The sequence below is a fragment of the Marinobacter denitrificans genome (genome assembly GCF_008795955.1).
GTDB classification, from domain to species: Bacteria; Pseudomonadota; Gammaproteobacteria; order Pseudomonadales; family Oleiphilaceae; genus Marinobacter; species Marinobacter denitrificans.
Map to the genome: position 1 here is coordinate 1 of NZ_VMHN01000014.1, position 16,085 is coordinate 16,085.

Annotated in this window: 12 protein-coding genes and 1 pseudogene; 1 reads left to right on the forward strand and 12 read right to left on the reverse strand. The window is 58.9% G+C overall.

Annotation, left to right across the window (positions count from 1 at the left end; all coding sequences use genetic code 11):
- From FO268_RS21755 to FO268_RS21795, 9 genes are all read right to left on the reverse strand, one after another.
- The coding region (locus tag FO268_RS21755; RefSeq protein ID WP_150995309.1) for an ABC transporter permease at positions 1-932 on the reverse strand (932 nt) is incomplete at its 3' end.
- The gene (locus tag FO268_RS21760; protein ID WP_150995310.1) at positions 932-2,026 is read right to left on the reverse strand and encodes an ABC transporter permease; all 1,095 of its coding nucleotides are present in this window, start codon (positions 2,024-2,026) and stop codon (positions 932-934) included. The genes FO268_RS21755 and FO268_RS21760, both read right to left, overlap by 1 nt.
- Positions 2,023-3,753 (reverse strand): ATP-binding cassette domain-containing protein, encoded by a 1,731-nt coding sequence (locus tag FO268_RS21765; protein ID WP_075195127.1) that lies wholly within the window; start codon positions 3,751-3,753, stop codon positions 2,023-2,025. The genes FO268_RS21760 and FO268_RS21765 overlap by 4 nt, the downstream gene beginning before the upstream one ends.
- Before the next feature lie 6 nt (positions 3,754-3,759).
- Complete coding sequence (locus tag FO268_RS21770) at positions 3,760-4,722, reverse strand: HlyD family secretion protein (RefSeq protein WP_191967028.1); 963 nt, start codon at positions 4,720-4,722, stop codon at positions 3,760-3,762.
- Between the two features lie 175 nt (positions 4,723-4,897).
- A complete protein-coding gene (locus FO268_RS21775) occupies positions 4,898-6,253 on the reverse strand; it encodes an MBL fold metallo-hydrolase (protein WP_150995312.1) in 1,356 nt (451 codons plus the stop codon).
- Positions 6,253-7,167, reverse strand: coding sequence for a ribose-phosphate diphosphokinase (locus FO268_RS21780; protein WP_191967029.1), 915 nt, complete (start codon positions 7,165-7,167; stop codon positions 6,253-6,255). The genes FO268_RS21775 and FO268_RS21780 overlap by 1 nt, the downstream gene beginning before the upstream one ends.
- A gap of 2 nt (positions 7,168-7,169) precedes the next feature.
- A complete protein-coding gene (locus tag FO268_RS21785) occupies positions 7,170-8,681 on the reverse strand; it encodes a thymidine phosphorylase family protein (RefSeq protein WP_150995314.1) in 1,512 nt (503 codons plus the stop codon).
- A 48-nt stretch (positions 8,682-8,729) separates the two neighbouring features.
- A complete protein-coding gene (locus tag FO268_RS21790) occupies positions 8,730-9,188 on the reverse strand; it encodes an ATPase (protein ID WP_150995315.1) in 459 nt (152 codons plus the stop codon).
- 81 nt (positions 9,189-9,269) lie between these two features.
- Entirely contained in the window at positions 9,270-11,678 is a 2,409-nt protein-coding gene (locus FO268_RS21795) for a phosphoketolase family protein (RefSeq protein WP_191967030.1), read from the reverse strand.
- Between the two features lie 525 nt (positions 11,679-12,203).
- On the opposite strand from FO268_RS21795, the gene FO268_RS21805 reads away from it, so the two are divergent.
- Positions 12,204-12,635: a hypothetical protein gene (locus FO268_RS21805; RefSeq protein WP_191967031.1), complete on the forward strand. Its 432-nt coding sequence runs from the start codon at positions 12,204-12,206 to the stop codon at positions 12,633-12,635.
- Between the two features lie 67 nt (positions 12,636-12,702).
- On the opposite strand, the gene FO268_RS21810 is transcribed toward FO268_RS21805, so the two are convergent.
- The 3 genes and pseudogenes from FO268_RS21810 to FO268_RS21820 form a co-directional block, all read right to left on the reverse strand.
- Complete coding sequence (locus FO268_RS21810) at positions 12,703-15,066, reverse strand: heavy metal translocating P-type ATPase (protein ID WP_150995316.1); 2,364 nt, start codon at positions 15,064-15,066, stop codon at positions 12,703-12,705.
- Positions 15,059-15,286 carry a DUF805 domain-containing protein gene (locus FO268_RS21815; protein WP_075195217.1) on the reverse strand — a complete coding sequence of 76 codons (228 nt, stop codon included), beginning with the start codon at positions 15,284-15,286 and terminating at the stop codon, positions 15,059-15,061. The genes FO268_RS21810 and FO268_RS21815 overlap by 8 nt, the downstream gene beginning before the upstream one ends.
- 30 nt (positions 15,287-15,316) lie before the next feature.
- Positions 15,317-16,084: pseudogene (locus FO268_RS21820) on the reverse strand (amino acid permease); the annotation flags it as partial.
- Between the last annotated feature and the right edge of the window lies 1 nt (position 16,085).

A 16,085-nucleotide genomic window follows, 5' to 3' on the forward strand; every position in this document is an offset into this window, starting at 1 on the left:
AGGAAAGCCGGCATGGCTTCTACCGGCGTCAGACTGCCCGACAGGAACATCAGCGGGAAAAGTCCGAAAAAGGAGAGCAGCAACGCCTGCTGAAGGGTCCGGCTGTAGGCGGCAATCAGTACGCCCAGCGCAATCGCACTGAGCAAAAAGATGGCGGTCAGCACCAGAAATAAAAGCAGACTGCCCTGAAGGGGCACATCAAAGACTCTGACAATCACCAAACTCGGAAAGATGGACAGTACGCCCATGATCAGCGTGGGTGTGACCTTGGCCAGGAACAGTTCCAGGGTGGAAATGGGCGTCACCAGCAGCTGCTCGATAGTGCCTCGCTCCTTTTCCCGGACAATAGAGGCGGCCGGGTGAATAACGCCCACCATCATGCCGGCCAGAGCAATCATCGATAACACGATAAAACCCGATGTTGTCAGATCGGGGTTATACCAGATACGGATGAGGGGTACCGCGCCCCCCTTCTTCCCGGCAGCAGGGAGCGCTTCGCGCTCCTGGCGCTGGACGATCTGCAGAGCATCATTGACGGCATTGGCGGCAATGTTGGAATTGGTGCCGTCCTGGAGCAACTGGAGCTGAGCACTCTTGCCAGCGAGAAGAGCACCTTCGAACCCGGCGGGAACGACCAACACCATGGTGGCATCGCCTTTCTCCAGGAGGTCAGTGGCGGTTGCCACACGGGTTTCCTGAAATTTCAGGTCGAAGGTTTCGCTCACCGCAAATTTCTGGATCAACGAGCGACTCAAGGCGCTGCGATCCTCGTCCACCACCGCCAGGGGCAGGTGGCTTACATCAAAACTGAGCGCAACGGCACAAATGACGACTTCAATGGTGTAAAGCCAAAGTATCAGGGTCAGTATCAACCGGTCACGAAAGAACTGCACGAGCTCCTTGCGCAACAAACCAAATAAGGCAATTCCCATCAGGCCACCTTCTGCTTCATTCGCCAAGCCGCGAAGACAAATACCAGGACCGTATAGACGATCAACATCATCAGATTCGGCAGAACGGCTTCAAGGCCGGCTGATTTCAACACGATGCCCCGGGAGATTTCCATAAAATAACCGGCAGGGAAAAGCCAGCTATACAGTTGCAGGGCAAGAGGCATGGTGAACAGGGGGAACAGAAAGCCGGAAAACAAAAACGACGGCATCAAGGTGACAATCAGCGTTATCAACATGGCCGCCAACTGGGTACGGACCAGCGATGAAACCAACAGGCCGATACCCACCGTGGTCAGCACATAAACGAAAGCTGACGTCAGCAGCAGTATGGGGCTGCCGGCAATGGGGACCTGAAACCAGGCAAACCCCACCACCATGACCATAAGAATCTCCAGGAAAGCCACCAGACCGTAGGGCACCAGCTTGCCGACAACAAACTCGGTTGAGGTGACCGGCGATGCATAGATCTGCTCGATCGTACCGGTCTCTTTCTCACGCACGATCGCCAGGGCGGTCAACAGGGGTGGGAACGCCATCAGGATCACGGCGAATAATCCGGGGATGACGAAATTGACGCTGCGCAGGGAGGGATTGAACCAGACCCTGGCCTGGACCCGGACGGCGCTCTGACGCGGGGCGGGGAAATTTGCGATTACCGCCTCGGCATAGGCCGATGCCAATCGACCCAGAACAGGATAGCCGCCGTCCACGATCACCTGGACAGGCGCCTCGTCGCCTCTGAGCAGTTGCCGGGCAAAGCCGGCTGGAATCACCACGCCCATGCTGATGGTCGAGCTTTGCAGTGCCGACTCCAGATCGCGGAGATCGGTCGTTTTCTGCTCTAATTGAAAATACCGCGAGCTGTCGAAACGGGCTGTCAGGTCGCGGCTTGCCGGCGTGTTGTCCAGATCGTAAATGCCCACGGCAACCTGTTCCACATCCAGATTGACCGCATAACCGAACAGAAAAAGCATGATCAGCGGCATGATCACGGCCAGCGCAACGGTAACCGGGTCGCGAATCAGCTCGCGACTTTCCTTGACGATGAGGGCTCCAAGCCGATGAGCCTTCATGGTCCCAGCGCCCGGGAATTGGCCGTTCCCGCCTGTTCTATGGCCGCCGTGAAGAGCGTCTCCACCGTGGCGTCGGCTTCGAGGCCGAGCGAATGATTCAGCGATGATCTGCTACCGTGTGCGAGCAGCCGCCCGTCCAGCATTAACGCGAGACGATCACAGTAGGCCGCTTCCTCCAGGTAATGGGTAGTGACCAGCACGGTCATACCGCTGGCGGCCAGCTCACGGATAACCCGCCAGAAACGGTACCGGGCGACGGGATCGACACCCGAGGTGGGCTCATCAAGGAACAGCACCCGGGGCCGGTGAAGCAGGCTGCAGGCCAGCGCCAGACGCTGGCGCAAGGCACTTGAAAGATCACCGGTGAGCTTGTCGGGAATGTCTGTCAGCCCCGTTACTTCCCTGGCCCAGTCGATCGCAGCCCGCGCCGCGCCTCCGGCAAGGCCGTAGGCATTGGCAAAGAAGCGGAGATTTTCCCAGGGGGTCAATTCCAGATAGAGTGAAAACCGTTGGGACATATAACCAATTTGCCGGCGCAATGCGGTGCTACCCCCACCGGAGCTCACCCCGGCTACCCGGGCGCTGCCCTCATCGATGGCCACCAGCCCGCACAAGGCCCTGATCAGAGTCGTCTTGCCCGCCCCGTTGGGCCCCAGCAAGGCAAGCAGTTCGCCAGATGGCGCCTCGAAACTCACCCGGTCAACGGCCTTGAAATGGCCGAAGCGGACGCTCAGACCGGTGGCCACCAGCCCTTCCTCTTTTCCCCTGTCTTGCCGGGCCAATTCCGGAAACTGCTGCTCGCCGGTCCTCTTCTCCGTCCGCAGCACAAACAGGTCCTCGAGCCGGGGCTCGGCCGCCGCCAGGTGGGTTCCCGCGGGCAATAACTCGGCGAGCTGGTTTTCAGCGATGTCCGCGTTCATCACCAGTCGCAGGTGATCCGGCAACCACTGCACTGAATGGACGCTTTCAATGTGAGCCAGGATGCCGGACAACTCCCGCAAGCCTCGTCCGGTATTTCCAGCATTTACAGTGAACACCCTTCCGGCGGCGGGCCTCAGCAACTCTTCCAGCGACCCATCCGCGAGAACGCGGCCTTGTTCGAGCAGCAGTATTCTGTCACAGAGTTCCGCCTCGTCCATGTAGGAGGTGGCCACAACCATGGTAAGGCCCTGCGCCCGGAAACGGTCGAGCATGGCCCAGAGGTGCCGCCGGGACAGGGGGTCGACGCCGAGCCCCGGTTCGTCAAGGATCAGCAGCTCCGGTTCATGGACCAGATTGGTACATAGCGACAACTTTTTCCGCATGCCACCGGACAGCTTGGCTGCGGGCCTGTCTGTAAAGCGGCCCAGCCCCGACATGGTTAGCAACCTCTCTGAACGCTCCCGATAGAGTTCGTCGGGCACATCCCGGATGCGAGCGGCAAATCTCAGGTTTTCCTTGACGCTGAGTCGATCGTAAAGCGTAAACCCCTGGGACATATAGCCAATCCGGGCAGCAATCTGCTTGGCCCCGCGGCGGGTATCGAAGCCCAGCACCCGGCATTCCCCCTCGGTGGGGTCGAGGATGCCGGCCAACATCTGTAACAGCGTCGTCTTGCCAGCGCCATCAGCACCGACAATGCCCACTCGTTGGCCGCGATCAACCGAAACATCCAGTGGCTCGATGACAACATTGTCTGCGAATTGGCGGCCAAGGCCCTTGGCGACGATGGGTTCCGGGGAAGACATGACGGCTCAGCGTGCCGGAACCGAGAGGGTCGCTGGCCACTCGGCGTCCGGGTCCCAGCGAATCCAGGCATCCGCCGGCATACCGGGTTTCAGAGCATCGGCCGGGTTATCCAGCACCAGGGTAACGCCATAGACCATCCGAACTCTCTCGTCGGGCATGTGGACATCGCGGGGGGTGAACTGGGCGAAATCATCGATTCGGCCGACTTCGGCGGAAAAGTCCCTGGGCAAACCGTCCACGCGGATTCTGGCGGGATCCCCGAGACTGATCCGGGTGACGACATCGCCGGGGACATAGACCTTGAGTTCGAGCTGCTGCAGGTTCACCATTGTGGCCAGCGGCTGGCCGGCATCGACAACCTCTCCCGTCTCCACCGCCCGGATCAGTATGGTTCCGGATAGGGGCGCGGCAACCTCCGCTTTGTCCAGTTGCGATTCAGCCAGCGCCACCTGCGCCGCCCTTGCAGCCACCTGTTCTTCGGCGGCATCCTTCTGCCGCTGGAGAGACTGGAGCCGGCCCCGGGCCTCACTGACGGCATTTTCCGCCTGATCCAGGTCACTCGAGCTGGCCAGATTGCGGGACCGCAAGTCCCGGATCCGCTGCCGTTGTTTCTCAGCATTCTTGAGATGATGACGCCAGGTGGTGATTTGGCTGTCGAAGCCGTCACGGACTTCCCGCGCGGCGGCCAGCTCGGCCTGTGCCGAGCGCAGGCGGTCTCTGGCATCGGCGGGGTCGATCACGGCGACCCTGTCGCCAGCCGAAACCTTGCTGCCTTCCACGAGATGGTGCTCGATGACCCGACCGGCCACTTCGGCCGCGATCCGCACTTCCCGCCCCTCGATATGGCCATTGCCATAGACGATTCCCTGAGGTAAGGGCTCTTCCCCGAACAGAACAAAAACCCCATAAGAACCGCCGGCGAGCACCAACACCGCTATCAGAGACCAGAGCCAGGATTGGGATTTCACCAAACACTCCTTATGACATTATTGTTCAGGTTGGAGCCGGGACCAGGGCCACTGCCTCTCACTCCAGCCAATGAGTTCACCCACTCTAGCACTTGGCAGCCGCCGCGACCAAGGTCGTTGCCGGATTTCAAGCGGCTCATTCAGGTCGCCCTCGAAGATGGCCGCCAGGGCATCGTCAAAGACGCAAAATGGATTGGTAGCCAGCCACATCCACCTCAAACCGGGTGTTCTGACGCAGGTGATCCCTCATCGCCTCCAGCGCCTCCGGATCACCGTGGATCAGATTAATCGGCATTTCGGGGTCCAGAGCACTCTGGGCAAGCCACTGTTCAATCTCTGCGGAATCCCCGTGTCCGGAAAGCCCACTCAACACCTCCAGCCGAGCCTTGACGGGGAACCAGTCACCGTGGATCTTCACCCTCTCCGCTCCACCAACCATCTTGGCCCCTCGTGTTCCCCCGGCCTGATAGCCGGCAAAAATAACGGTTGTGCGGTGGTCGCCAAGAAGACGTTTGAAGTGATGAAGTATGCGTCCGCCTGTTGCCATGCCACTGCCGGCAATAATTACGTGGGGGTATGCCTGGTCAGCCAGCGCCTTGGAGTCCTGAACACTACGACTGTAATGAACGGTGTCGCACATGTCCTGACACTCTGAAAGGCTCAGCCGGTGCTGATCTTCATAGCGGCAGTAAACCCCGGAGACTTCGATAGCCATGGGGCTATCCAGGTATACTGGCAACTTTGGAATCCGCCCCGACCGCATCAGGGTCGTTAACATGTGCTGCAACACCTGCGCCCTGCCCACGGCAAAGGCCGGAATCAATACATTGCCCCCCTTGTCGACGGTTTCATTAACGATGTCTGCCAACTGCGAAAACGGGTCCGCGCTGTCATGGCGGCGATTGCCATACGTTGACTCCAGCATCAGCATGTCCAGAGCTGGCAAAGGAGCCGGCGCCTTCATGAAAATATCATTGAGCCGCCCAACATCGCCGGAAAACCCGATCCGTTTACCTTCGGCCTCAATAATGATGCAGGCGGCCCCGAGAATATGCCCTACCGGCTGCAGGTGGAAGCGTATATCACCAAGCTGGATCTCCTCGTAAAAGTCTACCGGCTGAAACAGTTCCATACAGGCTTCGGCATCGTTCTGATCATACAGTGGCTCCGGAACCTCATGTTTACTCAGTCCATGGCGGCCGAGGTAATGCGCCTCCTCTTCCTGAAGGTGGCCGCTATCGGCCAGCAGGATCTCACTCAGATCACGGGTTGCGTGGTGGGTATAAACCGCCCCGCGAAAACCCTGCTTGTACAACACCGGGATATAGCCTGAGTGATCCAGGTGGGCGTGGGTCAGAAGCACCGCGTCCAGTGACTGTATATCCAGCGGCAGTGGCTGCCGGTTGCGTTTTCTCAGCCACTTGTAACCCTGGAACAGGCCGCAATCAACCAGAACCCGTGTCTCACCCGCTTCAACCAGGAACTTGGATCCGGTAACCGTCTCAGCGCCCCCCAGAAACGTAATATTCATCAGTTCTTACTCCTGTCTTGATTGAGAAAATGCCTGATCGGTGGCGCAAGCAACTCACTGATATCAATCTCGTTGGTACTGTGTGGAATGGTGTTGGTGGTGACCAGAGACTGTAAACCCGCACCCAAAAGATACTGATCCGAAGCCTCGGCAAAGATGCCGTGCACCGCAGCACAGAGAATAGCCTCCATACCCTGTGACCTTAGCGCTTTGACGCATTCGCCAACCGTGCGGCCACTGGAGATGACGTCATCTATGATGATGGCTGTGCGGCCCTGGTACCGAGATATATCCGGCAGTGCGACTTCGACACGCCGGTCGCCCAGGCGCTGCTTGGCACCGATGACATAAGGGTGACTGCTGGCCTCTGCAATACTGGCAACCCATTGCTCGCTCTCGGCATCCGGGCCCACCAGCAGAAGATCGTTCTGCCCCCTGAGCCACCCCGCCAGTGCAGGCGCCCCCTGAACAACCTGGGTGGGTACGCTATAAATTTCACCAAGGGAGTGATATCGATGCAAATGCGGGTCAACCGTAATCAGCCAGTCGATATGGCGCGACAAGGATCGCGCAAACACACCGGAGGTGACCGCCTCCCCGTCCCGGAAACGACGGTCCTGGCGCATGTAGCACAGATAGGGGGCGACCAGCCCCACCGAGCGTGCACCGAGCTCCCGAAGGGTCTCGAAAAGGAACAGGTGGGCAAGGTACCTGGCGTCCGGATTGGACAAGTCGGCCAACACGATACACCGGGCACCACTGACCGGAGTATCAACGCGCAGGTAGGTCTCACCATCGGGAAACCTGCGAAACTCCAGACGACCCTGCTCCAAGCCAAGCTGATCACACAGCTTTTCCCGTAAGGGATGGCTTTCCAGGCAAAACAGAACCACTCGCCCGCTACTACTGCCCATAATCACCTCTCCGTCCGAAGAGAAAAAATTGGCACCTCACCCGCTACATAGGCCAGGGCGTAATCCCGTTCGCCGATGCTTTCACTCAGCAACTCGTAGAGCGGGTCCCCCACCGCTACGGTATCGCCCACGTTGGCAAACAGCCGCAACCCGGCCGCAGGGCTCTCCGGTGCACCGGCGAGCTTGGCCAGCCGCGCTAGCCGGCGATTATCAACAGACTGAATGGTCCCCGGTTCGGTGGCTAATACCCGGTGCCGGAACCTGGCATTCCCCAATTGTTTCAGTCCGCCCTGCTCCTGAGCAATACGCCGGAACTGTTCCCAGGCCCGGCCACTTTCAAGGATGTCCCGGGCCTTCTGCTGGCCGGCCTCCAGCCCGCAGTTATCCGCCATATCGAACACATGGGCCGCCAGGAGCAAGCCACGCTCTCTGAGGTCATCCGGGGCTTCCGGCCCTCCCTGAAGCACCGCCAACACATCCCGCGCCTCCTCCACGGGCCCTATGCCGGCGCCGACCGGGCGGCTGCCATCCGTCAGAACGCAGCGGACAGCCAACCCGCAGGCTGCACCCACTTCCGAAAACAGGAAGGACAGCCGGTCAGCCTCCTTACGGCTTCGGACTTTTGCCGTCGAGCCCACCGGAATGTCAATAACCACATGGGTTGAGCCGGCAGCGATCTTCTTCGATAGAACCGAGGCCACGAGCTGCCCTTCACCGTCCAGATCCAGCGCCCGCTCGATACGGATCAGAAGGTCATCCGCCGGGCTGAGGTTGATGGCACCGCCCCAGGCCAGGCAGGCACCGGTGTTCCTGACGATACGCTGGATTTCGACCAGCTTCAGATTGACGGTCGTCAGGGCTTCCATCGTATCCGCCGTGCCGGCAGGCGAGGTAATGGCCCGGGAAGACGTCTTGGGCATGACCAGCCCTGCCGCACTGACGATGGACACCACAAGCGGTGTGGTCCTGTTGCCGGGGAGACCGCCCACGCAGTGCTTATCGAACACCCGGGTGGCACCCTCCCACGTCAGGTGTTCTCCGCAGTCCACCATGGCCTGGGTCAGCCCGGTAATTTCATTCAAAGCCAGCCGGCCACCGGCGCAAGCGCTTAAAAAACAGGCAATTTCAAGATCACTGTATCTATACTCGGAAATGTCGGCGACGATTCTGGTCAATTCATCCTGGCTCAGCGCGTGGCCGAACACTTTCTTTCGCATCAGGCTCAGCGATTGGGTAACCGGCGCATGATGGACTGATATCAGCTCCTCAGCCGATACGCCGAGACGCTCCATAGCAATGTTGGAAAGCCCCGCATAGCCTTCCGGAACCGTCCCGCCGTAGACCACATTGAGGGTCGCGATAACAGATTTGTTCTTTGCCGTAACGCCCACCCTGGTGCGTGCGGCCAGCCCCTCGGATCGGCACACCTCACAATCATCCCGCATGAAGATAACGGGCTCCTGATGCGTATCAATGCCGATCAGAAAGGCTTTTAACTGGTTGGCTGAGCCCATAATCCCTCACTGCGCAAAACTGACAACTGTTTGCCGGATCAACAACTCTCAGAGATCGTCCATGCGGCCAATCTGACGGGCCAGGCGCATGGATTCATTTTCTTCCATGGTCAGGAGCGACTCGAGCAGTTCCCGTGCTTCAGGAATCTCGGCTTTTCCGGCCATGGTTTTATAGAGATCAATGATCTGGTCATGGAAATCGAAGACCTCTCGGCAGATGCCCGCAAAATCAAGCTTCGCGTATGGCTCGTCGCAGGTTCGGTGGGTTTTGATCGGGTTATGGGACAGATAATCGTAGACCCGGGTTTCCAGGGCCTTGGCATCCCCCTGCCGTTCAAACTCATTCACAATGCGCTCCATTTCGGACTCATGGGTTGCCAGGTAGTCCAACAGCGCCCTTGCCCTTTCCTCTTCATTCTTTGTCGCGCAATGGGACATGCAACGTGCCAGATTGGCATGCAGATCCCGCGTCCAGTCAATCAGCTCTCGAAACGTTCTGATATCCATTCCCTGTTACCTCTTACACATGGTTAACGATAAAAGGGCTAACACTCCTCGCAGTCCTGCCCTCGTTACAAGAAGACTTCCTCAGCCTGCTGCTGCGCCCCATTGCCACTGGGTGACTTCCGGCATATCAACACCGTGCTCGGTGATGTAATGCTGGTGCTCAATGAGCCGGTCCCGCAGCCACTGTTTGAGATAGGCCGCTCGAGCCCCCAATTGCGGAACCCGGTCGATAACGTCTGCCACCAGATGGAAACGGTCCATGTCGTTGCGCACCACCATGTCGAAAGGTGTGGTGGTGGTCCCTTCCTCCTTATAGCCACGCACATGGAGATTCTTATGATTGGTGCGCCGGTAGGTCAGGCGATGGATCAGCCAGGGATACCCGTGGTAGGCAAAGATAATCGGTTTGTCGGTGGTGAACAGGGTATCGAAGTCTTTGTGAGACAGACCATGCGGGTGTTCCGCCTGATCCTGCAGGGTCATGAGATCCACCACACTGATCACCCGCACCCTGAGCCTGGGCAGGTGATGGCGCAGGATATCCACCGCCGCCAGAATTTCCAGGGTCGGCACGTCGCCGGCACAGGCCATCACCACATCCGGCTCGCTGCCCTCATCGTTGCTGGCCCACTCCCAGATGCCAATACCCGCGGTACAGTGCTTGATGGCCGCGTCCATGCCGAGCCACTGTGGCTCGGGCTGCTTGCCGGCGACAATCACATTCACGAAGTTGCGCGAACGCAGGCAGTTGTCGGTTACACACAGCAGGGTGTTGGCATCAGGCGGCAGGTAGACGCGAATAACGTCGGCTTTCTTGTTAACCACATGGTCGATAAAGCCGGGATCCTGGTGTGAGAAGCCGTTGTGGTCCTGGCGCCAGACATGGGAGGTCAGAAGATAGTTGAGTGAGGCAATGGGGCGACGCCAGGGGACCTCTTTACCGGCAACCTTAAGCCACTTGGCATGCTGGTTGAACATGGAGTCGATGATGTGAATAAAAGCCTCGTAGCAGGAAAACAGCCCGTGCCTGCCGGTCAGCAGATACCCCTCCAGCCAGCCCTGGCAGGTGTGCTCGGAGAGGATCTCCATGACCCGGCCGTCCGGCGCCAGGTGATCGTCTCCCGGCAGGGTCTCCGCCATCCAGGCGCGGTCGGTCACCTCGAACAGCGCGCCAAGGCGGTTGGAGTTGGTCTCATCCGGCCCCATCACACGGAAGTTCCGCGTCTCGTTATTCAGTCGCATCACGTCGCGCAGGTAAGTACCCATAACCCGGGTCGATTCCGCCTGCTCCGTGCCGGGGCTGGTGACTGCAACGGCAAATTCGCGAAAGTCGGGCAGTTGCAGGTCCCTGAGCAGCAGCCCGCCGTTGGCGTGCGGGTTGGCGCCCATGCGCCGTTCACCTTTCGGGGCCAGGGCTGCCAGCTCCGGTTTCAGGGCCCCGTTCGGGTCGAACAGTTCTTCAGGGCGGTAGCTTTTCATCCAGTCTTCAAGCAGTTTCAGGTGCTCCGGCTTGCCCGCCATCGCTGAGAAAGGTACCTGGTGCGAGCGCCAGGTCCCCTCACTCTTCAGGCCATCCACTTCTTTCGGGCCGGTCCAGCCCTTTGGGGTGCGCAGGATAATCATTGGCCATCGCGGGCGCCCGACGGTGCCCCTGGTGCGGGCTTCGTGCTGGATTGCCCGGATCTCGGCCATGACCGTATCCAGGGTCGCCGCCATACGCTGGTGCACCCGCGCGGGCTCATCGCCTTCAACGAAATAGGGCCGGTAGCCGTAGCCGATGAACAGACTCTCCAGCTCCTCACGGGGAATGCGCGCCAGCACGGTGGGGTTGGCGATCTTGTAGCCGTTCAGGTGCAGAATCGGCAGTACCGCGCCGTCCTGGGCGGGGTTGAGAAACTTGTTGGAGTGCCAGGCGGTGGCAAGCGGGCCGGTTTCAGCCTCGCCATCACCGACCACACAGGCGGCAATGAGCTCCGGATTGTCGAATACCGCGCCGAAGGCATGGGACAGGGAGTAACCGAGCTCGCCCCCTTCGTGGATGGAGCCCGGGGTTTCCGGCGCCACGTGGCTCGGTATGCCACCGGGAAACGAGAACTGCCTGAACAACCGCCGCATGCCCGCTACGTTCTGCGGAATGTTCGGATAAAGCTCGCTGTAGCTGCCTTCCAGCCAGGTATTGGCAACCAGGCCCGGCCCTCCATGTCCGGGGCCGGTGATGTATATGATGTTCAGATCCTGCGCCCGGATCATCCGGTTCAGGTGTACGTAGATGAAGTTCAGCCCCGGGGTGGTTCCCCAGTGCCCCAGCAGTCGCGCCTTGACGTGCTCCAGAGTCAGCGGTTCGGTGAGTAGCGGGTTGTCGCGCAGGTAGATCTGCCCCACCGATAGGTAGTTGGCGGCCCGCCAGTAGGCGTCCATTCCGTGGAGTTCACCCGGCGTCAGCGGGCCCGGTTCAGCATTGCTTTTTTCGGCTTGCGTCGTTTGTTTCAAGATCAGATCCTCCACAAAAATCCAGCATGGTGGTGCTTCAGATCAGGGCCGCACCCGGATAGCCCCGGGGCACGCCAGCAAAGCACAGCCACCTGAATTCAAGCTGAATTATTGGAGCGGATAGAGTGGCACGTTGATCTCAATCAAACCCGTAATCACCCAACAAAAAATAACAATGCTTTAGCTTGACGTATGGCTTGATCAAAGGTTTCATCCGGGTCTTAATAGTCAAACTCGTTATTCTGATTGCCGCCTTTCCTGGGATCAAAAGCATTTAAACCAGGGTATAGGTCAACGAACCCTCCGAGTCATCAGTCCGTCTGGCCTCTAATGGCGGGGCAGCCCCGGTATGGAGACCGGTCGCAAGGACGGTTGCCAGGTGATTGCCTTCCGTGCCAACGGGCAGCAAAGCGTATTCCGCGAACATAAAGATTACTGAGGCCGGAAAGTCTGACTGGCCGGAAAATAATAGGGGGCTCCATAATGCATTCAAGTCGCTTGCTGTGCAGGGGTTGGGTTCTCGCTATGATGATCTGGTCCGTCAGCTTTTTTTTGCACTTTCTCTGGGAAATGATCCAGGTGCCTTTATTTATAGGGATGGCTGAGGCGTCTCATGGAGAGGTAGTTTGGCTATGCACCCGGGCTACGGTGGGCGATGCCAATATTGCGCTTTTGGCTTATGGCGCTGCTGCTTTAGTAACGAAAGATGGCTTCTGGATACAGGGCCCCTGGCGGGGCCGTACCTTGGGGATCTTTCTGGCAGTCGGCTTACTGATAACCGTGCTTTTCGAAGCTTGGGCTACCGGCACAGGTGACCGCTGGCAATACAGTCAATCAATGCCGGTGCTACCAATCACTGGAACCGGAGCGGCTCCGTTATTGCAATGGTCGCTGATTCCACCCTTATCACTTTACGCCCTGCGCTGGATGTACAGTGGGTGGATTGAGCAGCGTTGACCGCCAGTTACTGATAGCCGCCAATGGCGGTCATACATGATATGGCCACCTCCAATGATTCAGATATTTATTGCTTCGGTTCAAGTTTGATCACTCGCAAACGCAGCGCATTCACAATCACGCTGACCGAAGACAGTGACATGGCGGCAGCCGCAAATATCGGCGACAGCAGTATGCCGAAAAACGGATACAGAACACCCGCGGCAATGGGAACGCCGGCCGAATTGTAGATAAAGGCAAAAAACAGGTTCTGCCGGATATTGCGCATGGTTGCTGAAGACAGTCGACGCGCCTCCACAATCCCCATCAGATCGCCCCGTAACAAGGTTATACCGGCACTTTCGATGGCGACATCCGTGCCGGTGCCCATGGCAACGCCGACATCCGCCGTTGCCAGAGCCGGCGCATCGTTAACGCCATCGCCGGCCATCACCACAATACGGCCCTCGTCTTTCAGGCGCTGGACAATCTTGCCCTTGTCTTCCGGCAGGACTTCTGCCTCCACTTCATCAATATGAAGTTTTCGGGCAACCGCCTCGGCCGAGGTGCGGTTATCACCGGTCAGCATCACTACCCGGATGCCATCTTTCTGGAGGGCTGCAATGGCAGCTTCGGTGGTTTCCTTCACCGGGTCGGCGATGGCCAGCAGGCCGGCCACTTTGCCGTCGACGGCTGCAAAAATAACGGTGGCTCCATCCCTTCGGAGCTGGTCGGCCTCAGACTCAAAGTCCGAGGTATCAACGCCTTCGGCCTCCATTAACAGCCGGTTGCCAATCAGTACCTGCTGCCCTTCGATCTTGCCAGTCACACCTTTTCCATTTGGCGAATCGAAACCCTCGGCATCGGGCAGCGTCAGGTTCATGGCCTTGGCTTTGTCGAGAATGGCGTGGGCCAGCGGATGTTCACTGCCCTTTTCCAGGCCGCCGGCAAACCGCATCAGCTCTTCCTCACTGAAGCCCTCGGCGGTAACCAGCTGTGTTACCTGAGGCTTGCCTTCAGTCAGGGTGCCGGTTTTGTCCACCACTACCGTATCCACCTTTTCCATGCGCTCCAGAGCTTCGGCATCCCGGATCAGCACACCGCTTTGGGCGCCCCGCCCGACCCCCACCATGATAGACATGGGGGTTGCCAAGCCCAGGGCACAGGGACAGGCAATGATCAATACGCTCACTGCGGCAATCAGGCCGAATGCCATAGGCGGTGTCGGTCCGAAGAATGACCAGGCAATAAAGGCGATAATGGCAATCACGATCACGGCCGGCACAAAATAACCCGCCACCTTGTCGGCCAGGCTCTGGATCGGGGCGCGGCTGCGCTGGGCACTGGCCACCATCTGCACAATCTGGGACAGCATGGTATCCCGGCCAACCTTATCGGCCCGCATGATAAAGCTACCCTGCTGATTGATGCTGCCACCAATCACCTGGTCGCCAGATTTTTTACTGACCGCCAGGGGCTCGCCGGTCACCATGGACTCATCCACATTGGAGTTGCCTTCGAGTACCTCGCCGTCCAGTGGCACCTTGTCCCCGGGGCGAACCCTCAGGCGGTCGCCAACCTTGACCTGGTCCAGCGACACATCGGACTCCCCGCCCTCCTCGTCCAGTTTCCTGGCTGTCGCGGGCGCCAGGTCCAACAGGGCCTTGATGGCGCCGGAGGTTTTCTCCCGGGCTCGCAGCTCCAGCACCTGCCCAAGCAACACCAGTACCACGATGACCGCCGCTGCCTCGAAATACACGGCAACCGAGCCATCGTCCTGCCGAAAGGCTGAAGGGAATACCTGGGGAGCAAGGGTCGCCACCAGGCTATAGATCAACGCCACGCCGGTGCCGATGGAGATCAGAGTGAACATGTTCAGATTGCGACTGACCACGGATTTCCAGCCCCGGACAAAGAACGGCCAGCCACACCAGAGGACAACCGGCGTTGCCAGCACCAACTGGATCCAGTTGGATAGCTGAGGGGCGACAATGTGATCGAGCCCGGTCAGGTGCCCGCCCATTTCGAGAACAAGCACAGGCAGAGTCAGAACCAGTCCGATCCAGAATCGGCGGGTCATGTCCGTAAGCTCTGCAGACGGGCCCTCGTCCAGGCTCACCTGCTCCGGCTCAAGCGCCATGCCGCAGATAGGGCAGTCACCCGGCCCCTGCTGGCGAATTTCCGGATGCATGGGGCAGGTGTACATGGTGCCCGGCGCTACCGGTTCCTGCTGCTTCTGCTCCTCACCAAGGTACTGCCCCGGATTGTCTTCGAATTTGGCCTGGCAGCGAGACGAACAGAAATACCAGGTTTTGCCCGCGTGCTGGCTTCGATGCTCCGCGGTGTGCCGATCCACCGACATCCCGCAGACAGGATCCCTGGCCTTGTGTTCGCCGGATTCCTCGTGATGATGCTCATGATCGTGATGATGGGCGTGCTGGTGCTCAGCCATTGCTGCCTCCACTCTTGTCCGCCGGCCAATCGGCGAAGGCAATGAAATAGAGCAGAATGAGGTTGACCAGAGGGACCAGCATCAGAAAGCCCATCCAACCCGGGTAACCCGTGCGCTGGCAAATACGCCAGGCCGGGATGACAACGATGATGGCGATCACCAGCATCCACAGCCAGTGCCCCGCCCACATGGTATTGCCAAACATGTTATCTCCCATCACGGCACTGCCCTCCACGTTAAAAAGTACCGGTTACTGATGATGGTCATCATGCGCCCCCTCGTGTTTCGATTGCCGGGCATTCCCGGACCTGGTTAGGAAAATCTGCTCGGCCACGGCGGTCACGATCATTGTGACAACAGCTACGCCGATTACAAACGGATCGGTATGGAGTTTGACCGAAACAAAGCCCCCAGCACCAGGAGATCCAGAATAATGGCTGTGGCCGGCACCCAGATATTGGCCTTTATATCCTTGCGCAGATACCGCAGTACACCCCAGTGAATGGCGATATCCATGACCAGTTAGAACACGATCCCGAGCGCGGCAATCCGGGAAAGATCAAAAAAAGCCGTGAGGACAAGCCCCAGAACTACAGTGTAGACCAGCGTGTGCTTCTGGATACTGCCCGGCATGCCAAGGTGACTGTGCGGAACCAGTTTCATCTCGGTCAGCATGGTCAGCATCCGCGAGACTGCAAAGATGCCTGGCACGACCAACGTTCCGGTGGGGGTCTTTGACCTCGGAGCCACTGTTGGTGATCGTGGTGAATCCCTTGAAGGCCAGTATCCCTAGTGCGGTTGCCCCGAAGAAATTACCCATGGTTCCGGCCTCTCCGGGGCTCGAGAAGTCTATCGATAGGGAGTCGGCGATCCAGACACCCACCAGCCCGAAGGTCAGGATACCTCCGATTTTCAGAATCCCGGTAAATGACGCTATCCCCTGGCTCATTCGGTTACCCAGCAGGTTAACCAGAAAGGCAACCAGAATGAGCGATACGCCGAGAACTGGCACCATCCGT